The 21,810-nt window shown below is 72.6% G+C and carries 22 protein-coding genes; 9 read left to right on the top strand and 13 right to left on the bottom strand.

The window, feature by feature from the left end; genetic code table 11:
* Positions 1 to 16: 16 nt before the first annotated feature.
* Both ACIBW6_RS23050 and ACIBW6_RS23045 read right to left on the bottom strand, forming a co-directional pair.
* A complete protein-coding gene (locus tag ACIBW6_RS23050) occupies positions 17 to 2,848 on the bottom strand; it encodes an AAA family ATPase (protein ID WP_399062469.1) in 2,832 nt (943 codons plus the stop codon).
* Between the two features lie 93 nt (positions 2,849 to 2,941).
* Positions 2,942 to 3,373, bottom strand: coding sequence for a hypothetical protein (locus ACIBW6_RS23045; protein WP_399062467.1), 432 nt, complete (start codon positions 3,371 to 3,373; stop codon positions 2,942 to 2,944).
* Between the two features lie 230 nt (positions 3,374 to 3,603).
* On the opposite strand from ACIBW6_RS23045, the gene ACIBW6_RS23040 reads away from it, so the two are divergent.
* Positions 3,604 to 4,179: a TetR/AcrR family transcriptional regulator gene (locus tag ACIBW6_RS23040; protein ID WP_399062465.1), complete on the top strand. Its 576-nt coding sequence runs from the start codon at positions 3,604 to 3,606 to the stop codon at positions 4,177 to 4,179.
* A 55-nt stretch (positions 4,180 to 4,234) separates the two neighbouring features.
* Here ACIBW6_RS23040 and ACIBW6_RS23035 read toward each other — a convergent pair whose 3' ends face one another.
* The 4 genes from ACIBW6_RS23035 to ACIBW6_RS23020 form a co-directional block, all read right to left on the bottom strand.
* Positions 4,235 to 5,245, bottom strand: a complete 1,011-nt coding sequence (locus ACIBW6_RS23035) for an alpha/beta fold hydrolase (protein ID WP_399062607.1) — start codon at positions 5,243 to 5,245, stop codon at positions 4,235 to 4,237.
* Positions 5,246 to 5,390: 145 nt separating this feature from the next.
* Entirely contained in the window at positions 5,391 to 5,573 is a 183-nt protein-coding gene (locus ACIBW6_RS23030) for a hypothetical protein (RefSeq protein ID WP_399062463.1), read from the bottom strand.
* Between the two features lie 47 nt (positions 5,574 to 5,620).
* Positions 5,621 to 6,256, bottom strand: a complete 636-nt coding sequence (locus tag ACIBW6_RS23025; RefSeq protein ID WP_399062461.1) for an HAD-IA family hydrolase — start codon at positions 6,254 to 6,256, stop codon at positions 5,621 to 5,623.
* 165 nt (positions 6,257 to 6,421) lie between these two features.
* Complete coding sequence (locus ACIBW6_RS23020) at positions 6,422 to 7,291, bottom strand: Bax inhibitor-1/YccA family protein (protein WP_399062459.1); 870 nt, start codon at positions 7,289 to 7,291, stop codon at positions 6,422 to 6,424.
* 341 nt (positions 7,292 to 7,632) lie between these two features.
* On the opposite strand from ACIBW6_RS23020, the gene ACIBW6_RS23015 reads away from it, so the two are divergent.
* Complete coding sequence (locus ACIBW6_RS23015) at positions 7,633 to 8,121, top strand: TetR/AcrR family transcriptional regulator (protein WP_399062605.1); 489 nt, start codon at positions 7,633 to 7,635, stop codon at positions 8,119 to 8,121.
* Positions 8,122 to 8,190: 69 nt separating this feature from the next.
* Here the strand turns inward: ACIBW6_RS23015 and ACIBW6_RS23010 are convergent, their stop codons facing one another.
* Positions 8,191 to 8,739, bottom strand: a complete 549-nt coding sequence (locus ACIBW6_RS23010; RefSeq protein ID WP_399062457.1) for a CGNR zinc finger domain-containing protein — start codon at positions 8,737 to 8,739, stop codon at positions 8,191 to 8,193.
* 444 nt (positions 8,740 to 9,183) lie between these two features.
* Between ACIBW6_RS23010 and ACIBW6_RS23005 the strand changes: the two genes are divergently transcribed.
* Both ACIBW6_RS23005 and ACIBW6_RS23000 read left to right on the top strand, forming a co-directional pair.
* Positions 9,184 to 10,647: a catalase gene (locus ACIBW6_RS23005; RefSeq protein ID WP_399062455.1), complete on the top strand. Its 1,464-nt coding sequence runs from the start codon at positions 9,184 to 9,186 to the stop codon at positions 10,645 to 10,647.
* A gap of 109 nt (positions 10,648 to 10,756) precedes the next feature.
* Entirely contained in the window at positions 10,757 to 11,140 is a 384-nt protein-coding gene (locus tag ACIBW6_RS23000; protein ID WP_399062453.1) for an ankyrin repeat domain-containing protein, read from the top strand.
* A gap of 28 nt (positions 11,141 to 11,168) precedes the next feature.
* On the opposite strand, the gene ACIBW6_RS22995 is transcribed toward ACIBW6_RS23000, so the two are convergent.
* Positions 11,169 to 12,047 (bottom strand): Bax inhibitor-1/YccA family protein, encoded by an 879-nt coding sequence (locus tag ACIBW6_RS22995; protein ID WP_399062451.1) that lies wholly within the window; start codon positions 12,045 to 12,047, stop codon positions 11,169 to 11,171.
* Between the two features lie 189 nt (positions 12,048 to 12,236).
* On the opposite strand from ACIBW6_RS22995, the gene ACIBW6_RS22990 reads away from it, so the two are divergent.
* A complete protein-coding gene (locus ACIBW6_RS22990; protein WP_399062449.1) occupies positions 12,237 to 12,428 on the top strand; it encodes a hypothetical protein in 192 nt (63 codons plus the stop codon).
* 160 nt (positions 12,429 to 12,588) lie between these two features.
* Here the strand turns inward: ACIBW6_RS22990 and ACIBW6_RS22985 are convergent, their stop codons facing one another.
* Positions 12,589 to 12,903: a WhiB family transcriptional regulator gene (locus ACIBW6_RS22985; protein WP_399062447.1), complete on the bottom strand. Its 315-nt coding sequence runs from the start codon at positions 12,901 to 12,903 to the stop codon at positions 12,589 to 12,591.
* Positions 12,904 to 13,064: 161 nt separating this feature from the next.
* Here ACIBW6_RS22985 and ACIBW6_RS22980 point away from each other — a divergent pair, with 161 nt between their 5' ends.
* Positions 13,065 to 13,247: a DUF5302 domain-containing protein gene (locus tag ACIBW6_RS22980; RefSeq protein WP_399062445.1), complete on the top strand. Its 183-nt coding sequence runs from the start codon at positions 13,065 to 13,067 to the stop codon at positions 13,245 to 13,247.
* A gap of 98 nt (positions 13,248 to 13,345) precedes the next feature.
* On the opposite strand, the gene ACIBW6_RS22975 is transcribed toward ACIBW6_RS22980, so the two are convergent.
* From ACIBW6_RS22975 to ACIBW6_RS22960, 4 genes are all read right to left on the bottom strand, one after another.
* Positions 13,346 to 14,140: a SigB/SigF/SigG family RNA polymerase sigma factor gene (locus tag ACIBW6_RS22975; protein ID WP_399062443.1), complete on the bottom strand. Its 795-nt coding sequence runs from the start codon at positions 14,138 to 14,140 to the stop codon at positions 13,346 to 13,348.
* Between the two features lie 19 nt (positions 14,141 to 14,159).
* Positions 14,160 to 14,339, bottom strand: coding sequence for a hypothetical protein (locus tag ACIBW6_RS22970; RefSeq protein WP_399062442.1), 180 nt, complete (start codon positions 14,337 to 14,339; stop codon positions 14,160 to 14,162).
* Between the two features lie 127 nt (positions 14,340 to 14,466).
* Entirely contained in the window at positions 14,467 to 18,063 is a 3,597-nt protein-coding gene (gene dnaE / locus ACIBW6_RS22965) for a DNA polymerase III subunit alpha (protein WP_399062603.1), read from the bottom strand.
* A gap of 230 nt (positions 18,064 to 18,293) precedes the next feature.
* Complete coding sequence (locus ACIBW6_RS22960; protein WP_399062440.1) at positions 18,294 to 19,028, bottom strand: helix-turn-helix domain-containing protein; 735 nt, start codon at positions 19,026 to 19,028, stop codon at positions 18,294 to 18,296.
* Positions 19,029 to 19,288: 260 nt separating this feature from the next.
* Here ACIBW6_RS22960 and ACIBW6_RS22955 point away from each other — a divergent pair, with 260 nt between their 5' ends.
* From ACIBW6_RS22955 to ACIBW6_RS22945, 3 genes are read left to right on the top strand one after another with little or no spacing between them, the layout of a single operon-like run.
* Positions 19,289 to 19,957 (top strand): DUF4097 family beta strand repeat-containing protein, encoded by a 669-nt coding sequence (locus tag ACIBW6_RS22955; RefSeq protein WP_399062438.1) that lies wholly within the window; start codon positions 19,289 to 19,291, stop codon positions 19,955 to 19,957.
* A 46-nt stretch (positions 19,958 to 20,003) separates the two neighbouring features.
* Positions 20,004 to 20,984: an ATP-binding cassette domain-containing protein gene (locus tag ACIBW6_RS22950; protein WP_399062436.1), complete on the top strand. Its 981-nt coding sequence runs from the start codon at positions 20,004 to 20,006 to the stop codon at positions 20,982 to 20,984.
* Positions 20,981 to 21,757 (top strand): ABC transporter permease, encoded by a 777-nt coding sequence (locus ACIBW6_RS22945; protein ID WP_399062434.1) that lies wholly within the window; start codon positions 20,981 to 20,983, stop codon positions 21,755 to 21,757. Before ACIBW6_RS22950 ends, ACIBW6_RS22945 begins: the two co-directional genes overlap by 4 nt.
* Positions 21,758 to 21,810: the final 53 nt, after the last annotated feature.

Genomic DNA, 21,810 nt, shown 5'->3' with positions numbered 1-21,810 from the left:
GCGGGCCGTACGTACGTCACTGGAGGTCCCTGCGGCCTGCGAGCTGGGCCCGGGAGGTGACGTCGAGCCGGGGGAAGATCTGGTAGAGGTGCGAGGCCACCGTGCGGGCCGACAGGTGGAGTTGTTCGCCGATGGCCCGGTTGCTCAGGCCCCGGGCCGCGAGCCGGGCGATGGTGAGCTGCTGCGGGGACAGGACGCGGGCCGCGGTCTCCCCGGCGGGGGCGGTGGCCGCGCGGCGCGCGGTGTCCGCGCGGCCGGCCGCGCGCAGCTCCGAGGCCGCCAGTTCCGCGCGGGAGGCGGCGCCGAGGGCCAGGAAGAGGGCCTCAGCCGTGGCGAGCGGCCCGCGGGACTCGACGACGCGGCGGCGCCGGCGCAGCCGCACCCCGTAGTTCAGGTGGGTCATCGCGTGCAGCAGCGGCCAGCGCGCGGCGTCGTCGCGGAGCGCGTCCTGGTAGCGGGCCTCGGCTTCGTCGTCGGGGGCGAGCGCGGCGTCGGCGTAGGCGAGGACGCGCCGGAGCATGGGCGCCCGGCCGGTGCGCGTACGGCGCGCGACCTCCTCGACGACGGCCCGGACGTCGTCTCTCTCGCCCGCGGGCAGGGCGGCCTCGACGAGGAAGGCCAGACCCCAGAACTGCTGGAAGGAGTACGGGGTCAGCAGGTCGGTGAAGGACGAGCGCAGCTGCGTGTACGCCTCCGCGTAGCGGCCGGTGCCGGAGGCCGTCAGCACCCGGGTGAGGGTGGCGAGGTTCAGGTGCTGGTCCTGGCCGAGGCGGCGGGAGGCCTCCTCGGTCTCCGCGGCGCGTTCCAGGGCCTTGTCGTGGTGGCCCTGGAGCGCCTCGATGACGCCGAGGGCGCCGATCGCGCGGGCCGCGTAGTCGGCGTGCCCGAGTTCGGCGGCGATCTGCCGTGCCTCGGTCGCCCGGGCCCGCGCGGTCTGCCACTCGGTGCCCAGCCAGATCCCGCCCAGCGCCCTGGCCTCCAGGATCTGCGGCAGCCGTCCGGTGCGGCGGCCCGCGCGGGCGGCCCGCTCGGCGTCCGCGAGGAAGTGCGCGGCCTGTTCGAGGTCGCCGGTGAGGTGGGCGGCCTGGCCGAGGAAGAGCCGCTCGTCGGGGGCGGGCGGTTCGGACAGGCGCAGGGGTTCGTGGCTGATCGACAGGGCGTCGGCCAGCGCCAGGGTGACGAGGTCGCGGGCGCTCCACGGCGGGGTTCGCAGCTCGCGCACGGTGCGGGCGACCCGCTCCCGCTCGGCGTCGTCGGTCTGCTGCCACCAGCAGCGGCCCGCGGCGGTGTGCAGGAGTTTCTGCGCGAGGAGCGGGTGGGTGGCGGCGACGGACCTGGCCGCCGAGCAGAGCTGGCCGATCCGCTCCTGTCCGGCCGGGGAGCCGCCGGGCAGCACGTCGTGCAGCCACAGCAGCATGGCGCGGCCGAGGTCGCCGAGTTCGGCGGGGTCGATGCCGCGCGCGTACCGGCGGGCCTGGGTGTCCAGGCCGTGGTGGCAGGCGAGTTCGGCGGCGCGCAGCAGGCGCTCGGCCCGGCTCCGCGGGTCCGGGGAGAGGCGCGCGGCGCCTTCGAGCGCGGAGAGGGCGACCAGCAGGGTGGTGCCCGGCCAGGGCCCGGCGGCCCGGGCCGCCAGGCACCGCGCGCGCTCCTCGTCGGCGCCCGCCGCGCGCTGGGCGGCGTGCCAGGCGGCGTGCGCGGGGTCCGTGGCGCTGCGTTCGAGTGCCGCGTGGGCGGCCATGCGACGCGCGGTCGGCTCCCGGTGCAGGACCGCCACGCGGATCAGCGGCTGGGGAAAGTACGCGTGTCCGACGGGGGCCCTCACGGCGGGGGCCTCACCCTCAAGGGCCTGCCCCTCGGGGGCCCGCTCGGCGATGAGCCCGTGGGCCATGGTCTCGGTCAGCCCGGTCCGTGCGTCCTGTGCGGTGCCGAGCAGCCGCTCGCCGGCGGCCAGGATCTCTCGCAGCGTCGCGGAGGTGCTCAGCGCGGCGACGAGCAGCATGCTGGTGCCGCGGGCGGACAGGGCCTCCAGCTCCTCCTCGTACGCCTCGGCGAGCCGTGCGGAGGCGGGGAGCAGGCCGAGGCCGGCCGCTTCGCCGAAGCCGGTGCCGTTCACGGACAGTTCGGTGAGCGCGAGCGGGTTGCCCCGGGCCACGGCGAGGACGAGTTCCTCCTCCGTGGGCGCCGCGGCCAGGCCGTGCCGCCGCATCAGTTCACGGGCCTCGGCGGCGGGCAGCGGCCGGAGGACGGTGGCGTACGCGGACGCGGGGAGCCAGCCGGCGGGGGCGGCCCGCTCGGCGACGGCCATGCGCACCTCGCTGTCGCCGCACAGGTGGGCCATCGCGCGCAGGGTGGCGCGGCTCGCGCCGTCGAGCCGGTCGAGGTCGTCGACGCAGAGCAGGACGGGACCCGGGGCGGCCCGCAGCAGCCGCAGGGCGGCGCGGGCCAGGTCGGGTGGCGTCGGTGCAGTGTGCGGGGTGGGTGCGGGGCCGTTACCAGGTGTAGGCGTCGGTGCGGCAGCGGTTGTGCCGAAGGCCGCTTCCAGGAGGGCGCGTTCCTCGGGGGGCAGGGTGCCGAGCCGGGGCAGGCAGGAGTGGAGCAGGCCGTGCAGCGCGGCGTGCGGCAGCATCCGTTCGGCCGGGGCCCAGGACGTCGACAGGACCGCGACGCCCCGCCGGGCCGCGGTGTGCGCGGCGAACCGCAGGACGGCGCTCTTGCCCGTGCCCGGGCCGCCACCGAGGTGCAGGACGCGGCTGCTTCCGGGCGGACCGGCCAGGAGCGCGGCGACCAGGTCCCGTTCGTGCGCGCGGCCGATCAGCTCATCGTCGTCGGGCCGCATGTGCGTATCCATGTCGTTCTCCCCCGCCAGGCCCGGCGCGTGCTCACGGGCCACACGTGCACCCCACCCGGTGCACACCCCGGACCGGGTCCGGGATCGAGAACTTTAACATTCAGGTTTCTCTGCCGGGCGACTCTCGCCCTGTCCGGCCTGCGCGTACAGGGCGAGAATGCTGACGCCGGGGCCCTGTTCGAGGCGGCGGAAGACCCAGTCGATCGGCGAACACCGGCCCGCGCCGGGCACCTCCACGACCAGCGGGACGGTCCGGGCCCCGCCCGGGGTGTGCCGCCAGGCCCCGCCGCCGTGCCGGATCAGGACCTCACCGACGTAGCAGCCGAAGGAGACGAGCGACTCGGCCACCTCGCCACCGGTGACGCCGTCGCTGCGGAAGCCGTCGACGATCTCCTCGACCAGGCCGATGCTGTCCGGGCTGTAGTCGAGCTCCGCGTCGCTGATGTCGGATGCGGCCGCGACGACATCGGCCGCGAGCCGCGGCGCACTGGCCGGCTCCAGCAGATATTTCATGTGCAGCTGCATGTTCGTCCTCGGACCGTACGTGTCATCGACGCTGTCGAGGCTAGCCGCAGATGTGCCGCCGGACGGGCTCACGAACATAAGTATTTGGTCACTGCCCGTGCGGCGCCCGGGCGTGCCGCCCCGGCCGCGCGGCCGCCTCGTCGCGGACCGTGCAGTCGATCGACTCATGCCTGCCGCCCGCGGGCCTGCGAGAGTCTTGACACCTGCGAACCCGAGAAGGGGACCTGACCATGGCGCGCCCTCGCGCATTCGACACGGACGTGGCGGTGGAGCGGGCCACCCGTCTCTTCGCGGAGCAGGGTTTCGGCGCGACGCCGCTGCCCCTGCTGACGGCTCGGTTGCACATCGGCAGCGGCAGCCTGTACGCGGCGTTCGGCTCCAAGGAAGGCCTCTACGCGCGGGCCCTCGGCCACTACTGCGCGGAGCTGGTCCAGGCCCTCACGGAGCGGATGGCAGGCGCCACGGACGTGCGCGCCGCGGTGCGGGAGCTGCTGCTCGCCCTGGCCGCGGCCGACGTCGCGGACCCGGAGCGGGGCTGCCTGCTGGTCAACGCGGCGACCGAGCGGGCGGCCCACGCGCCCACGGTCGAGCGGGTGCGGGCGACGATGGCGGCGGTGGAGTCGGTGCTCGCCGACGCGCTCCAGCGGGCCCGGGACCGCGGCGAACTGCGGCCCGAGCAGCAGCCGGTGGAGCTGGCCCGCTTCCTCACCACGTTCGTCCAGGGGCTGCACGTCATGGGCAACGCGCGCGCGGACCACGCCTTCCTGGCGGCCGCGGTGGCGGGCGCGCTCCGGGCACTGGACTGAGCGCGCCTCTTCCGGCCGGTCCGGGGGACGGCGGGCCCCCGGACCGCTGCCGGGGTCAGCGCAGGCCGTGGGCCTCGGCGACCGCGGAGACGAACGCGTCCGGGCGCTCCTGCGGCAGGTTGTGGCCCGCGCCGGGGACCACGTGGTGGGCGAAGGGGCCGGTGTAGTGCGGCTGGTAGGAGCTGCCGTCAGTCCAGGGCGTCACGCCGTCGGCCTTGCCGTCCAGGGTGACGGTGGGCGCGGAGATCGTCGGCTGGGCGAGCAGGCGGCGCTCCAGCTCTTCGTAGCGGGGCGCGCCGGGGGCGGCGGCGAGGCGGTGGCGGTAGCTGTGCAGGGTGACCGCGACGTAGTCGGGGTTGGTCCACAGGCGAGCGGCCTGCGCGAACTCCGCCTCGGTGAACTGCCATTCGGGCGAGTTGTGCTGCCACACGACGCGGCCCAGCTCCTCCCGGTTGCGCTCCAGGCCCTTCGCGCCGCGCTCGGTGAGGAAGTAGAAGAAGTACCAGAAGCCCAGCTCCTGGGCGGGCGACAGCGGCTCCTGGGCGCGGGCGATGTTCTGGATGAGGTAGCCGTTCACGCAGACCAGGCCCGTACAGCGGTGCGGCCACAGGGCCGCGGCGACGTTGGCGGCGCGCCCGCCCCAGTCGTACCCGGCGTACAGGGCCCGCCGGATGCCGAGCGCGTCCATGAACGCGATCAGGTCGGCGCCCAGGGCGGCCTGCTGCCCGGAGCGGACGGTGTCCCGGTGGCGGAAGCGGGTCTCGCCGTGGCCGCGCAAGTAGGGGATGTAGCAGCGGAATCCCTGGTCGGCGAGCGGGGGCGCCACCTGCGCGTAGGAGCCCACCGGGCTGAACGGCCAGCCGTGCAGCAGGATCACCGGCACCCCGTCGGCCGGACCGACGGCGTGGTAGGCGATGTCCAGGACGTCGGTCCGCACGTGGCGCACCGGCCCCAGCCCCTGGGGCGGCTGCGCCTGGGCGGCGGCCCGGGCCCGGGCCGCCCCCGACAGGCCTGCCGCGCCCGCCGCCGTCGTCATCGCCTGGGAGACCCTGCGTCTGCTGATCACGTCGTTCCTCTCGTCGCCGCGGCGGGCATCTGTTTGACGCACACCCGCCACCGTGACCGCATGGTCACCGTTCTGATCGGTGATCAGCTTCCTCTCCCTTGACACACGTGTCAAGCAGGTGTGTCAGGGCCGGCCGGCCGTCGCGTCAGAGGAAGAGGCCGAGGCAGGTGACGGCCGACAGGACACGGGAGCGTCTGAGGGTCTCCTCGATCGCGGCGGTCTCCTTGGCGGGCGCCCGCCGGTCGGTGCAGTTCACCCGGGCGAGGAGGTCGTCCAGGGCCTGCTGCTCCCTGCTCGGGCGGCCGGTGGAGGAGGCGTACGGGTCCATGGGGCGCTCCTTGGTCGAGAGGGTGGGGGCGGTCCTCGGCGGACGGGTCATGCCAGGCCCAGCAGGGCCGTGACCTCGGCGACCGTCCGCCGCGGGTCCTGGGCGTGCACCGTGGCGAAGCCCAGCGCCGCCGCGGGCGAAAGGTGCTGCGGGGTGTCGTCGACGAAGACGCACTGGTCGGCGGTGAGTCCGAGCTCCTTCAGCACGAGCTCGAAGATCTCCGGTTCCGGTTTGCGCAGGCCGTGGTCCTCGGAGATGACCACGGCGTCGTACGCCAGGTCGTACCCCTCGTACAGGTTCCACGGCGTCCTGCCGACCGAGTTGGAGAGGATCGCGACCTTCACCCCGGCCCGGCGGGCGGCGTCGGCCACGGCGACGAGGGCGGTCTCCGGGCGCAGGTCGGCGAAGATGCGGCCCATCAGGTTCTCGGCCGCGATGCCGAGCCTCCGGCCCGCTTCGGCGTTCCACCGGCTCTGGGTGATCGTGCCGCGTTCCAGGTCCTCGGTGTGCCGGACCATCTCCGGGTCCAGGTAGAGGGTGTGGAGCAGGGTGCCCTCCGCCAGCCCCGCGCGCTTCTCGAAGGCGAGCGCGGCCGGGAGCAGCGGCGTGGTGAGCACACCGCCGAAGTCGAGGACGAGGCCCTTGCGGGGGGCGGTGGGCGGCGTGGTTGGGGTGGTAGTCATGGGTGTCTCCGTGTCCGGACGTGGCGGGTGGGCGGGGCCGCGGCTCGTCGGCGCCGGGCGCACACCTGATGATCCCCGACGGGCAGCCACGTGTGTCCGTCGGGCCCGGCGGCGCATGACGATCAGCGAGCGTCCCGGTCACGTGCGCGGTGCGGGGAGGCGTGCTCAGTTGTCGCCCTGGAGGATCGACAGGAGCTGGAGCGCCTGGAGGTAGATCCACACCAGGGTGGTGGTGAGACCGAACGCCGCGAACCATGCCTCGTCGCGCGGGGCGCCGTAGGCGATGCCGTCCTCGACCTGCTTGAAGTCCAGGGCCAGGAAGGCCCCGCCGAGCGCGATGCCGGCGATGCCGAACACGATGCCGAGGGCCCCGCTCTGGAAACCCAGGCCGTTGCCCGCGCCGAACGCGGAGAACAGCAGGTCCGCCACGAGCAGCAGCAGGAAGCCCGACGCCGCGGCCAGGACGAAACCCTGGAAGCGCCGGTCGACACGTATCCAGCGGCGCTTATAGGCGATCAGCACACCCGCGGACACCGCCATCGTACCCAGCACCGCCTGGACGACGACGCCGGGCGCGAGCCATGCCGAGGTGGCACTGGAGACGGTGCCGAGGAAGACACCTTCGAAGGCCGCGTAGCCGAGGATCAGAGCCGGCGAGGGGGTGCGTCGGAAGGCCTGGACCATGGAGAGGGCGAACGCGACCAGGGCGGCGAGCAGCCCGATGCCGTAACTCCGGCCGATCCCGGCGCTGTCGACGGGCAGCAGGATCCAGGAGAGCGCGGCGGTGAGCACGGCCGTGCCGAGCGTGGCGGCGGTGCGCACGACCACGTCGTCGATGGTCATGGCGGCCGGGGCGGTGTCCCGTGCGGCGGCCGGACCGGGGCCCGCGGCATAGGGGTTGGTGAGGTCGGGGCCGGCCTTGCGGAGGTCGATCGCGGTGCCGGCCGGCACCGGTTCGGGGCGCTGGACCGCGCGGGAGGCAGGGCCGTCGCCGCCGCGGCCCCATCGGGAGAAGACCGGATTGCTGCTGCGCATGACGTTCCCTCCGGGGCCGCGAGGTGCGCGGCCGGTGTCGTGGGTCGGTGGACCGTGCGACGTACGGCTGCCGTCCGGGACGAGCGCCCTCCATCGCGTCACCACTCTGACAGGTTACTTTCCTGCCCGCAAGCCTCCATGGGGGAACACCGGCCGTGCGCGACCGCACGAAGGGGAGCGTGCGGGGCGCGAACCGGCCCGGGTGTGAGGTGTTTACCGCCCTTATCCGCCCACACACGTGCTGCTTACCGCCGTTACGTCCACAGGGCTCGACTAGACTGGCGCCCATGAGGGCCGACGCCGCACGCAATCTCGAAGCCGTCCTGACCACCGGCGCCCGCATGCTCGCCGCCGATCCGGGCGCGAGCATCGCGAGCATCGCCGCGGAGGCCGGTGTCGACCGCAGGACCGTCTACCGGCGGTTCGACACCCGTGAGGAGCTGCTCGCCGCGATCTACGTGTCACGGCTGGAGGCCATCGAGCGGGCCATCGCCGACGCCCGCCTGCGGGAGGCCCCCGTCGCGGTGGCCCTGCACCGCTATGTGGAGAACATCATCGCGGTGAACCGCACCTGGCCGGTCGACCTCACCCGCATGCTCGCCGACGACGCGGTCCGCGAGCGGCGGGACGTCTCGGTCCGCGAGGTCGACGCGTTCGTGCAACGCGCTGTGGACGAGGGGACGTTTCGGGCCGGGGTGCCCGAGGGGTGGGCGCAGGCGCTGCTGCCCGAGCTGATGCATCTCGTCGTCCGGAGCATGCCCGGGCTGACCGACGGACAGGCCGCGGACCTCGTCGTCGACACCCTGCTGAAGGGCCTCGGACCCGCCTGACCGTGCTGGAGTTCAGCGCCGGGCGGGAGAACCCCGGCGCCGGGCGCGGGGCTGTGGTGGTGCGGAGGCTCAGCTCTGGGCGCTGTGCTGGCGGGCGCGGTAGGTGGCGGCCTTGACCCGGTTGCCGCAGGTCCGCATGGCACACCACTCCCGGCGGTGGCCGCGCGAGCGGTCGAGGTAGGTCTGGGTGCACTCGGGCCGGGCGCACTCGCGCAGCAGGTCCCCGTCCTCACCGCCGATGATCTCGACCGCTTCCCGGGCGAGGGCGGCGAGCCCCTGCGCGACCGAGCCGGTGCGGGTCGCGCCGTGCGGGCCGAGCCGCAGCGTCACGGGCATGCCGGACGCCTGGAGGTTCAGCTCGGCGACCGCGGCGGTGGGCAGTGGCGTGCCGTCCATCCGCGCCACGACCAGGGAGTAGATGGATTCGCGCAGGTCGACGGCGAGCGCGAGGTCCACCTCGCTCGCGCCGGGCGCCAGATCGAGCATCCCGGACTCGACGAACCAGTCGTCGAGCAGCTCGGGGGTGGCGAGCTTCTCCGTCGGCAGGTCGTTGCGGCGGGCCCGCAGCGTCCCGACGAAGTCGAGCGGGAGCGTCCCGCAGGGAAAGGCATGATTCACGTAACCATACTGACCGGTGAGCGGCCGGAACGCAACCCTGTGCCGCGGGTGCCCCGCCCGTCGTCACGGCCGATGTCACGGCCGCCCGTCGGCCCTGCTCCGCGTCGAACTGGGTCGGCCAGACCTGTACGTCCCCGTCGCCGACGTCCTCCGACAGACTCCGAGTGCAGGAGCGCCGTCTTCGAGCTGCCCGTCGCGCCGCTGGCCCAGTGGATCGAGGCCACGTACCTGCCGGTGCCGGCGGAGGCCGAGGCGGACGCCCCGGGTGTGGGCCGGTGGCCATCGGCTCCCCATGGTGTCCGGGCCTGCCGCCGGGGACATCAGCCACTTGACGGTGGCACACACACCCGCGCTTGACTTGGATTCTGTCTAACATAGGGTGTTTTCCAGACAGGCCGCATGTGCCGGACCCTCGCACAGCGGACACCCATGGAGGAGCGCGCCTTGCCCGAGAACAACCAGAAGCCGCTGACCACGGTCGCCGGCGCACCGGTGCCCGACAACCAGAACTCGGTGACCGCCGGAGCGCGCGGGCCGATGCTCCTTCAGGACGTGTGGTTCCTGGAGAAGCTCGCCCACTTCGACCGTGAGGTGATCCCGGAGCGCCGGATGCACGCCAAGGGCTCGGGCGCGTTCGGCACGTTCACGGTGACCCACGACATCACCCGGTACACCAGCGCGGCGATATTCTCCGAGGTCGGCAAGGAGACGGGCATGTTCGCCCGGTTCTCGACCGTGGCGGGCGAGCGCGGCGCCGCCGACGCGGAGCGGGACATCCGCGGCTTCGCCCTGAAGTTCTACACGGACGAGGGCAACTGGGACCTGGTCGGCAACAACACCCCGGTGTTCTTCTTCCGCGACCCGCTGAAGTTCCCCGACCTCAACCACGCGGTGAAGCGCGACCCGCGCACCAACCTGCGCGACCCCGAGAACAACTGGGACTTCTGGACCAACCTCCCCGAGGCCCTGCACCAGATCACCATCGTGATGTCCGAGCGCGGCATCCCGGCCTCCTACCGGCACATGCACGGTTTCGGCTCGCACACCTACTCGCTGGTGAACGCCGAGGGCGAGCGGTTCTGGGTCAAGTTCCACCACCGTACCCAGCAGGGCGTCAAGAACCTCACCGACGCCGAGGCCGAGGCGCTCATCGGCAAGGACCGCGAGTCCCACCAGCGCGACCTCTTCGACGCGATCGAGGCCGGCGACTTCCCGAAGTGGCAGCTGTTCATCCAGGTGATGCCGGAGGCCGACGCGGAGCACTACCGCTTCCACCCCTTCGACCTCACCAAGGTGTGGTCGAAGAAGGACTACCCGCTGATCGAGGTCGGCGAGTGGGAGCTGAACCGCAACCCCGACAACTACTTCGCCGACGTGGAGCAGGCCGCCTTCACCCCGGCCAACGTGGTGCCGGGCATCGGCTACTCCCCCGACCGGATGCTCCAGGGCCGCCTCTTCTCCTACGGCGACGCCCAGCGGTACCGGCTCGGGGTCAACCACCACCAGATCCCGGTCAACGCCCCGAGGAACCCGGTCAACTCCTACCACCGCGACGGCGCCATGCGGGTCGACGGCAACCAGGGCGCGACGCCGGGCATCGAGCCCAACTCCTACGGCCGCTGGCAGCAGCAGCCCGGCCACCGCGAGCCGGCCCAGGCCGTGGGCGGCGTCGCCGACCGCTTCGACTTCCGCGCGGACGACGACAACTACTTCGAGCAGCCCGGCGACCTGTTCCGGCTGATGAGCCTCGAGCAGCGGCAGGTGCTCTTCGAGAACACCGCCCGCGCGATCGACGGGGCGTCCCGGCGGACCGTCGAGCGCCACATCGGCAACTGCGCGCAGGCCGACCCCGCCTACGGCGAGGGCGTCCGCAGGGCGATCGAGGCGCTGGCCGCCGGCCGGCTCTGACCGCGGGCGGGCCCGCACCACGGCCCGCGGACAGCCGCGCCCCGCACACCTCCACCGGTGTGCGGGGCGCGCCCGCGGGCCACTCGCACCGACGCCGAGGAGAGACCGTATGACCCCGCTGACCGCCGAGCAGAGCGCGCGCGTCGTCGCCCTGGCCATGGAGCTGGCCCGCGCCGGGCGGACCGCGCAGCTGACGGAGTTCGTGGCGCACGGGCTGCCGGTGGACACGGCCGACGCACAGTCCAACACGCTGCTGATGCTCGCCGCATACCACGGCCACGCCGACACGGTACGGGCCCTGCTGCGGCTCGGTGCCGACCCCGACCTGCCCAACGACCGCGGCCAGGTCGCCCTCGCCGGGGCCCTGTTCAAGGGCGCGGACGACGTCAGCGCCGTCCTGGTCGAGGCGGGCGCGGACCTGGACGCGGGGACGCCGACCGCGCGCGCGGCGGCGGCCCTGTTCGGCCGCGCCCACCTGCTGCCCGGCCGGTAGGCCCCGCCCCTTTCGGCACACGTGTGCCTCAGCAGGCGTCGTCCTCGCGTACCAGGGTGAGCAGCCGGACCGTCTCGACGTAGAGCCACACCAGTGTCAGGACGAGGCCGAAGGCGGCCGTCCAGGCCCGGTCGGCGGGGACGCGGCCGGCGACGGCGCGCTCGACCTGGCGCAGGTGCAGGGAGAGGAACGCGGCCGCCAGGCCGGCGCCGACGACGCCGAGGACGAGGCCGGGCACGCCGCTGCGGAAGCCGGTCCCCGCGCCGTCCGTGAGGAGGGTGAGCGGCACGTCCGCCACCGCGAGCAGCGCCACCCCGGCCACCGCCGCCCCGGCGAAGGCCCGGACGCGGTGCGGGGCGCGCAGCAGGCCGCGCCGCGACGCCAGGAGGACGACGGCGAGGACGGCGAGCGTGCCGAGGACCGTCTGGCCCAGCGCGCCGGGCGCGAAGTGCGTGGAGACGGTGGTGGCGAGGGTGGCGAGGAAGAGGCCCTGGAACGCCGCGAAGACGAGGATCAGCGCGGGTGCGGGCCGCCGCCGCAGGTACTGGGCCGCGCCCAGGGCGAGGGCGGCCAGCCCCGCGCCGCCGGCCAGGCCGTACGAAGCGCCGAGGTGGGCGGGGTCGATGGGCGGGGCCGCCAGCGCCCAGACCGCGGTGAGCGCGGCGGCACCGGCCGCGGCGGCCGTCCGGCCGAGGACGGCGTCCACCGTCAGGGCGGGACCGGACGCGACGGCCGCGGCGGCGGACCCGGCCTCGCGCCGCGGGGTCAGCCGCCGCGACAGCACCGGGTTGCTGCTGGCGAGCGCGCGCTCCTCCATCAGCCACGCCCGGTAGGCCTCCGCCGCCTCGTTCGCGACGGTCCGGCTGTCCCGGACCGGTACCTGGGTCTGCTTCTCATAGGTCTGCACGCGCTCGCCCGCTTCGGTGAGTGGTTCCTGGTGGGAGCCTCAGCCTCACATGAGATACGTAACCCGTCAAGATGGTTATCCCACGCAGCTAACCCTCTTGACTGGTTACGTGTGTGGCGGCATGCTGAAGCAGCCGCCTCGGCACCCGAACACACCCACCGGGAACCCACCAGACAGGCAGGTCTCACCATGTCTCCTACGTCCGCACCCGCGACGGAGCTCGACCGGCCGGGCCCCCGCCAGCGGGCGGAGCGGCCTCCTGTCCGGGGCGGCGCGGTGCACGGCGGCCCGCCGGAGCCGCCGGACGCCGTCCAGGTGTGGGCCTGGTCCCAGTCCGCGACGCTCTTCGGGTACGGGCCCGCGAGCAGCGCGTTCCTGTGACCGCACGGATCGGCCGGGGCAGGTGTGGTTCGCGCCGGACGGGAAACCCCATCAGCACGGCGCGCGCAGCAGTGAAACCCTCCGGGGGTCTGCCGCGTCGAGGCCCTCCCGGTTCAGGCTGTAGCCAGGAGGGCCGCCCCCGTCCCCCGGCCCGCCCCCGTCAGGAGGCGGCCGCGTCGTCCTCGTACCGGGGGCGCCGTCCGTGCTCGGCGCGGGCCGTCTCCAACAGCAGGCGCCAGGAGGAGACGGTCGGGCGGCGGCGCAGCAGGGCGCGGCGCTCGCGCTCGGTCATCCCGCCCCACACCCCGTGCTCGATCCGCTGGTCCAGCGCGTGGGAGAGGCACTCGGTACGCACCACGCACGCCGCGCAGATCCGTTTCGCGCCCGTCTGGGCCGCGCCCTCGACGAACAACTCCTCGGGGTCCGTCGTCCGGCACGCCGCTCGTTCCCACCAGGTGCCCCGGCTGTCAGTCACAGTCCCGCCCTCTGATCGTCTCTGGTATCTCGATGCAGTCGGCGGGTGACAGTACGCTACCTGCCCGAGGTCAAGCAGCCCATCACCATTGGTTGAACAGGGAGTTACGTGCGAACCGCGCGTAAGTTCGGCTCTCGTACGACCACGACAAGGAGGACCGGATGACGCAGACCCCGAAGGACAACCGCCCCGAGGACGAGGTGCGCGCCAAGTTCAAGGAGGCCCTGGAGCGCAAGTCCCAGGCCTCGCAGGCCAAGCAGGCCCACGAAGAGGGCCGCGGCAAGGTCGCGAACATGAGCGGCCCCGCGGGCCGCAAGCGCAACTTCCGCCGCAAGTCGGGCTGAGCGCCCGCACGAGCCGCACGACCGCACGGACCCGTACGCGCAGAGCCGCGGCGCCCTGTTTCCGGGGCGTCGCGGCTCTCCGCGTCAAGGCCGGCTCGTCAGGCGGCGACTCGCCTGCCGGGCGGGGCGTCGGCGCAGGCGCGGACCTGGGCGCAGCTGCGGGTGATGAGGCGCGAGACGTGCATCTGGGAGAGGCCGACCCGTTCCGCTATCCGGCTCTGCGTCATGTCCTCGAAGAAGCGGAGGTAGAGGATGTGCCGGTCGCGCTCGGAGAGCTTGCTGAGGCCGTCCTTCGCGGCTTCCCGGCGGGCGACGAGGTCGTAGCGCGGGTCCGTCTCGCCGAGGGTGTCGGCGAGGCTGAACGGCTCGCCCGCCGGGCCCGTCCGCGCGTCCAGCGACAGCGCGCTGTAGCTGTCCATCGCCTCGAGCCCCTCCAGGACCTCCTCGGTGGTCAGGCCGGTGTGCGCGCTGACCTCGGCGACGGTGGGCTCGCCCGGGCGGCCGGGCCGGTCCAGGAGTTCGCGGCGCGCGAGGCGGACCTTGCCCCGCAGGTTCTGCACCCGGCGGGGGACGCGGACGTCCCAGGCGTGGTCGCGGAAGTGGCGTCTGATCTCGCCGGTGATGGTGGGCACGGCGTACGGCGCGAACGGGCCGCGGTCGGGGCAGTACCGCTGTACGGCCTTGAGCAGCCCGATCGCCGCGACCTGCCTGAGATCCTCCAGGTCCTCTCCCTTGTTGCGGTAGCGGGCGGCCAGGCGGTCCGCCATCGGCAGCCAGGCGGTGACCAGTTCCTCGCAGAGCGCGTCGCGCCCGGGGCCCGGGTCGCTCGCGGCCAGGCGCCGGAACGCCTCGGTGGTGTCGGGGGCGTCGTCGTGGGTGTGTGCGCGGGGCATGGGCGTGCGCTCCCGCGTCTCAGGCGGCGTCGCCGGGCACGGCCGCCCGGACCGGCCCGGACATCGCCCGGCCACCGCCTCGCCCCCGGCCGGCCCGCGGCAGCACGTCCCGCCCGGCGGCCTCGCCGCGGCGCGTCGGGGCCCGGCGCGGTCCGCCATCCGTGGGGAGCAGCACGGTCGGCACGGTCGGCTCTGTCATCGGCTCGTTCTCCTTACACCCGTCCGTCGGGCTCCGGCGGACGCGGAGCCTGTCTGCCAGAGGGTCTGCCCCCGCCCCGACGGTTACATATCGGGACTTTCGTCCCTTTCTGTCCGGGAGTGCGGTGTCACGCCACCCCCTGCCACGCGTCGGGGCCGAAGGAGCCCTTGATGTCGGAGGCGATGGTGGTGGCGTTCACCATGGACGGCAGCTGGTAGACGGTCGTCTTGCGCGGGCCGCGCACGGCGACGTAGACCGGGTTCTGGCCGGGATGCGCGCCCATGATCCGCTTGAGTTCGCCGACGAACTGCTCCGTGATGCGGTGGTACGGCAGCTGGAGGCGGACCGGGGCCGCGCCGTCGCGCTCGGCGGAGCTGACGTCGAGGACCTGCAGCTCCTGCCCGAAGATGCTGATGGCGCCGTCGCGGTCGTTGATCCGGCCCTGGACGGTGATGACGCTGTCCTCCACGAGGGCGGCGGCGACCAGCGGGTAGGTGGCGGGGAAGAAGAGCACCTCGGTGGTGCCGTCGCGGTCGGCGAGGTTGACGATCGCCCACGCGTTGCCCTGCTTGGTCATCTTCGGCTGGACGCTGGTGATCAGGCCGGAGAGGCGCACCATGCCCTCGGTGCGGCCGGAGGCGAGCAGGTCCACGATGGTGGTGTCCCGGTGCGCGGAGAGGATGTGCTCGGTACCGTCCAGCGGGTGGGCGGAGACGTACATGCCGAGCATCTCCCGCTCGGTGGCGAGGAGTTGCTTGCGCGGCCACTCGTCGTCGCTGATCGGCACGTCCAGGCTGAAGCCCCCGCCGTCGCCGCCCGCGCCGCCGAGGTCGGCGAAGAGGTCGTCCTGCCCGTAGGCCGCCGCCTTCTTCAGCGGGACCACCGCGTCGATGGCGCTCTCGTGCGCGGCGGACAGCCCCTTGCGGGTGTGGCCGAGGGAGTCGAAGGCGCCGGACTTGATGAGGGACTCCACGGCCCGCTTGTTCAGGGCGGGCAGCTCCACCTTGTCGAGGAAGTCGCCGAAGGAGGTGTACTTCCCCGCCGACTTGCGGGCCTCGATGATCGACTCGATGACGTTGTCGCCGACGTTGCGCACCGACAGCAGGCCGAAGCGGACGTCGTCGCCGACGGCCGCGAACTCCGCGAGCGACTCGTTCACGTCCGGCGCGAGGACGGTCACGCCCAGCTTGCGGGCGTCGGCGAGGTAGATGCCGGCCTTGTCCTTGTCGTCGCCGACGGAGGTGAGCAGGGCCGCCATGTACTCGGCCGGGTAGTTGGCCTTGAGGTAGGCCGTCCAGTACGAGACGAGCCCGTACCCGGCGGTGTGGGACTTGTTGAAGGCGTAGCCGGAGAACGGGAGCATGACGTCCCAGATGGCCTTGATGGCCTCCTCCGAGTAGCCGTTGGCCTCCATGCCGTCGTGGAACTTCTGCCACTCGGCGGCCAGCACCTCGGGCTTCTTCTTGCCCATCGCGCGGCGCAGCATGTCGGCGCCGCCCAGGGTGTACCCGGCGAGCGTCCGGGCGATGGCCATGATCTGCTCCTGGAAGATGAGCAGGTGGTGGGTGGAGCCGAGGATCGGGTCGAGGACCTCCTTGAGCTCGGGGTGGATCGGGTCCGGGTTCTGCTTGCCGTTCTGGCGCAGCGCGTAGTTGGTGTGCGCGTTGGCGGCCATCGGGCCCGGCCGGTACAGGGCGAGGGCGGCGGCGATGTCCTCGAAGCGGGAGGGCTCCATCAGCTTGAGCAGGGCGCGCATGCCGCCGCCGTCGAGCTGGAAGACACCGAACGTGTCGCCCCGGCCCAGGAGTTCGAAGGTCTTCTTGTCGTCGAGCGGGATGACGGTGACGCCGTCGTCGCCGTTGCCCGGGTCGACGGTGGCCAGCCGTACGCCCCGGTTCTCGCGGATGTTCTTCAGCGCGTGGTCGATCACGCCCAGGTTGCGCAGGCCCAGGAAGTCCATCTTGACCAGCCCCATGTTCTCGCAACTGGGGTAGTCGAAGCCGGTGATCTTGACGCCGTCCTTGGCGCGCATGTGCAGCGGGATGCGCTCGGTCAGCTTCGTCTTGGACAGGATCACCGCGGCGGCGTGCACGCCGGTGCCGCGGGTCAGGCCCTCCACGCCCTTGGCGGTGTCGATGACCTTGCGGACGTCCGGCTCGTTCTCGTACATCTGCCGGATCTCGCCGGCCTCGCCGTAGCGCGGGTGCGCGGAGTCGAAGATGCCGTCGAGCGGGATGGACTTGCCCATGATGTCCGGCGGCAGCGCCTTGGTGATGCGCTCCCCGTGCTGGAAGGGGTAGCCGAGGATGCGGGAGGAGTCCTTGATCGCGTTCTTGGCCTTGATCTTGCCGAACGTGTTGACCATCGCGGTGTACTCGTCGCCGTACTTCTCGGTGACGTAGCGGACCATGGCGTCGCGCCGGCGGTCGTCGAAGTCGAGGTCGACGTCCGGGGGGTTGATGCGCTCGGGGTTGAGGAACCGCTCGAAGAGCAGGCCGTGCTCCAGCGGGCACAGTTCGGTGATGCGGGTCGCGTACGCCACGATCGAGCCGGTGGCCGAGCCGCGGCCCGGGCCGACCGGGATGCCGTTGTCGCGGGCGTGCCGGCAGATGTCGGCGACGACGAGGAAGTACGAGGAGAAGCCCATCGGCCCGATGACCGTCATCTCGGTCTCGAACCGCTCGGTGACCTCGGCCGGCAGCGGAGTGCCGTAGCGCATCTCCAGCCCCGCCAGGCACTCCTTGCGCAGCCAGGACTCCTGTGTCTCGCCCTCCGGCACGTCCGGGTACTGCGGCATCTCGTCCTCGTTCTCGAAGACGCTGTCGTAGGAGCCGATCCGCTCGGCGATCAGGAGGGTGTTGTCGCAGGCCTCGGGGAGTTCGGCGAAGAGTTCGCGCATCTCGGCGGCGGTCTTGAGGTAGTAGCCGTTGCCGTTGAAGCGGAAGCGCTTCTCGTCGGCCTTGTTCTTGCCGACGCCGATGCACAGCAGGTTGTCGTGGGCGTCGGACTGGTCCTGGTGGACGTAGTGCGCGTCGTTGGTGGCGAGCAGCGGGATGTTCAGGTCCCTGGCGAGGCGCAACAGGCCCTCGCGCACGTCCCGTTCGATGGACAGGCCGTGGTCCATCAGCTCCAGGAAGTAGGAGTCCTTGCCGAAGATGTCCTGGTACGCGGCGGCGACCTCGCGGGCCTCGTCGTACTGGTTCAGGCGCAGCCGGGTCTGGACGGCGCCGGAGGGGCAGCCGGTCGTGGCGATGATGCCGGCAGCGTGCTCGGAGATCAGCTCCCTGTCCATCCGCGGCTTGCCCGCCGGGAACTGGCCGGTGTAACTCGCCTCGGTGGACAGGGAGAAGAGGTTCTTCAGGCCCTGCACGTTCTGCGCCCACATCGTCATGTGGGTGAAGCGGCCGCCGCCGGAGACGTCCTTGGAGCCCTCACCGTCGTCGGACATGGCGCGCTGGCCGCCGGGGCCCCAGAACTCCTGCTTGCGGTTGCGGCGGGAGGACGGGGCGACGTACGCCTCGATCCCGATGATCGGCTTGACGCCGTCGAAGCCCTTGGACACCTGATGGAACTCGTACGCGCCGAACATGTTGCCGTGGTCGCTCATGGCGACGGCGGGCATGGCCTGCCGCTCCACCTCCGCGAACATCGGCTTGAGCTTCTGCGCGCCGTCGAGCATCGAGTACTCGGTGTGATTGTGCAGGTGAACAAAGGAATCCGGCACCGGGAGGGCCACCTCCGAAGGGTCGTGGACGGGAGCGTGAAGCCAGCACCCTAACCCCGGACGATGATCGGATCGCCGCTCCGCGGACGGCTGCGGACCACCCCGCCCCGGCCCCGCCCGGGTGACCTCCCGGTCTCACGGAGAGAAGTCGCCGCACCGCCCGGCGTGGCGCTGTGTCGCGTGGAGCGGATGATCTTCAAAGGGGCGGCACAGCTGCCGGGCGGGGCGCGTCAGCCGGTCTCCTCGGGGGGCGTCGCCGACTGCGTGTGGAGGACGTCGCGGGCCTGGTCCGCGGCGCGGACGGTGCTCTCGGAGACGTAGTCGAGGAAGCGGGCCACGTTCTCCAGGCGGACCGCGGCGGGGGTGCCGGCGCCGAGCGGGCCGACGCCCTGGCGCGCGGTGTCGGCGAGCTGGGCGGTGGCGACGGCGCTGGCGATCATCGACTGGTACATGACGTCGTTGTCGACGACGTAGCGCTCGCGGCGACGCTCGTCGCGCTCCCGGCGGACCAGCCCCTGGCTCTCCAGGAACGTGATCGCCTTGGAGACGGAGGCGGGGCTGACGTGGAGCCGCTCGACCAGCTCGGCCGCGGTGAGACTGCCCTCGTCGGTGACGAAGAGGCAGGCCAGCACCCGGGACATCATCTTGGGCGCGCCCGAGGCCATCATGACGGTGGTGAACACCTCTTCGTACTCGCGCACCGCCTCGGGGTCGCGCCCGTAGGGCAGTTCGGCGGCCTGCGCCCCGCGGGGGGCCGCCTGGCGGCGGCGGTGCGCGCGGTGCCCGGTGGCGCGGTGAGCGATCTCCGCGCGGTAGGCGGTGGGGCCGCCGTTGCGCATGACCTCGCGGGTGATGGTCGAGGTGGGGCGGTCCAGGCGTCTGGCGATCTCCGCGTAGGCGTGACCGTCGGCCAGGCCCAGCGCGATCTGCTGGCGTTCCTGCTGGGTGAGCCTGCCTCCCGGCATGCGCGGTCTCCTTCGTGTCGCGGGCGCCGCCGGGGCGCCCGGGGCCGTCAGCATAGCGTTCACCGCCAGTCCATTGCAACGAACGCGCATCCGGCGTTGCATTAAATCGGCATTCATTGCAATGAAATTGCCGCCTTGAGCTGCAATTACTGGGTTGTAGCGCAACAAGCTCGTTGCCAACATCGTGAATGCAACGTAGCGTTTCACTCATCAGAAACGGCGAGCCGCACCGAATCGGCTCCCTGACGAAGGAGCACACGATGCAGAAGTTCGCCACCGCCGCCCCGGTCCTCGCCGTCGTCGAGATCCCCGCGGGCCGCATCCAGTTCATCGCCGCCGACCGCGCCGACACCACCGTGGAGGTCCGGCCCGCGAACGCCTCGAAGAGCCGGGACGTGAAGGCCGCCGAGCAGGTCACCGCCGGCTACGACGACGGGGTGCTGCGCGTCGAGGCGGCGCCCGCGAAGAACCGGCTGCTCGGCGGCTCCGGTGCCGTTGAAGTGACCGTCCAGGTGCCGGCCGGCTCCCGGGTCGCGGCGAAGGCCGCCGCCGCCGAGTTCCGCGGGGTCGGACGCCTCGGTGACGTCGCCTTCGAGGGCGGCTCCGGCCAGGTCAAGATCGACGAGGCGGCGAGCGTGCGCCTGACCGGCCTCGACGCCGACATCACCGTCGGCCGGCTCGCCGGCTCCGGCGAGATCAGCACGATGCAGGGCGACCTGACCGTCACCGAGGCCCACGGCGGGACGCTCACCCTCAGCACGCAGCAGGGCTCCGTCACCGTCGTCGCCGCCCCCGGCGTCAGCGCCGCGCTGGACGCCGGCACCACCCTCGGACGGGTCGTCAACTCCCTGCGCAACAGCGGCGGGACGCCCGAGCTGACCATCAAGGCCACCACCCAGCAGGGCGACATCAGCGCCCGCAGCCTCTGAGCGACCCGCCGCCCCGACCTCGTACGCCCTCGAAGGAGCACTCCTCATGACGAACCCGGCCATCCTGGCGAACGGGCTGCGCAAGTCCTACGGCGACAAGGTCGTCCTGGACGGCATCGACCTCAGCGTCCCCGAAGGCACGATCTTCTCCCTGCTGGGTCCCAACGGCGCCGGCAAGACCACGGCCGTCAAGATCCTCTCCACCCTGGTCCCGGCCGGGCCCGGCTCCGGCACCATCCGCATCGCCGGCCACGAACTGCCCGCAGGGGCGCAGGCCGCCCGCGCGGCGATCGGCGTCACCGGCCAGTTCTCCGCCGTCGACGGGCTGATCACCGGCGAGGAGAACATGCTGCTCATGGCCGACCTGCACCACCTGTCGAAGAGCGAGGGGCGGCGGGTCGCCGCCGAACTCCTCGCCCGCTTCGACCTGGTGGAGGCCGCGAAGAAGCCCGCCTCCACCTACTCCGGCGGCATGAAGCGCCGCCTCGACATCGCCATGACCCTGGTCGGCGGCCCGCGGATCATCTTCCTCGACGAGCCGACCACCGGCCTCGACCCGCGCAGCCGCCACACCATGTGGGGCATCATCCGCGAACTCGTCACCGACGGCGTCACCGTCTTCCTCACCACCCAGTACCTGGAGGAGGCCGACCAGCTCGCCGACCGCATCGCGGTCCTGCACGACGGCAAGATCGCCGCCGAAGGGACCGCCGAGCAGCTCAAGCGGCTCGTCCCCGGCGGCCACATCCGGCTGCGCTTCACCGACCCGGCCGCCTACCGCGACGCCGCCGGCTCCCTCGCCCAGGCCGCCGCGCACGACGAGGAGGCGCTGACGCTCCAGCTGCCCAGCGACGGCAGCCAGCGCGATCTGCGCGCCGTCCTCGACCAGCTGGACGCGGCCGGCATCGAGGCCGACGAACTCACCGTGCACACCCCGGACCTCGACGACGTCTTCTTCGCCCTCACCGAGACCACCGCCGGCTCCGGCGCCACCGTCCCCGCCCCGTCCAAGGAGACCGTCCGATGAGCACCCTCTCCCTCGCCGTCCGCGACTCGTCCACGATGCTGCGCCGCAACCTCCTGCACGCCCGGCGCTACCCCTCGCTCACGCTGAACCTGCTGCTCACCCCGGTCATGCTGCTCCTGCTGTTCGTCTACATCTTCGGTGACACCATGAGCGGCGGCGCGGGCCGCTCCGCCTACATCGCCTACATCGTGCCCGGCATCCTGCTGATGACCGTCGGCTCGACCACCATCGGCACCGCCGTCTCGGTCTCCACCGACATGAGCGAGGGCATCATCGCCCGCTTCCGCACCATGGCCATCCACCGCAGCTCCATCCTCTTCGGCCATGTGGTCGGCAGCGTCCTGCAGACGATCCTGAGCGTGGTCCTGGTCGGGGCCGTCGGGGTCGCCATGGGCTTCCGCTCCACCGATGCGAACCTCCTGGAGTGGCTGGCCGCCCTCGGCCTGCTCGCCTTCTTCGCCCTGGCGATGACCTGGATCGCGGTCGGCATGGGCCTCGGCAGCCCCACCGCCGAGGCGGCCAGCAACAACGCGATGCCGCTGATCCTGCTCCCCCTGATCTCCAGCGCCTTCGTCCCGCTGCACTCGATGCCCGGCTGGTTCCAGCCGATCGCCGAGTACCAGCCCTTCACCCCGGCCATCGAGACCCTGCGCGGCCTGCTCCTCGGCACCGAGATCGGCAACAACGGCTGGATCGCCCTGGCCTGGTGCCTGGCCCTGACCCTGCTGGGCCACCGCTGGTCCAAGTCCCAGTTCGACGCCGACCAGAAGTAGCCGCCCATGACACGCCGGAGGCGGCGTACCCCGACATCCTGGTCGGGGTACGC

This window comes from Streptomyces sp. NPDC049813, assembly GCF_044465085.1.
GTDB lineage: Bacteria > Actinomycetota > Actinomycetes > Streptomycetales > Streptomycetaceae > Streptomyces.
The sequence above is the reverse complement of the archived record's forward strand: the minus strand, read 5'-3'. Positions and strand labels throughout refer to the sequence as shown.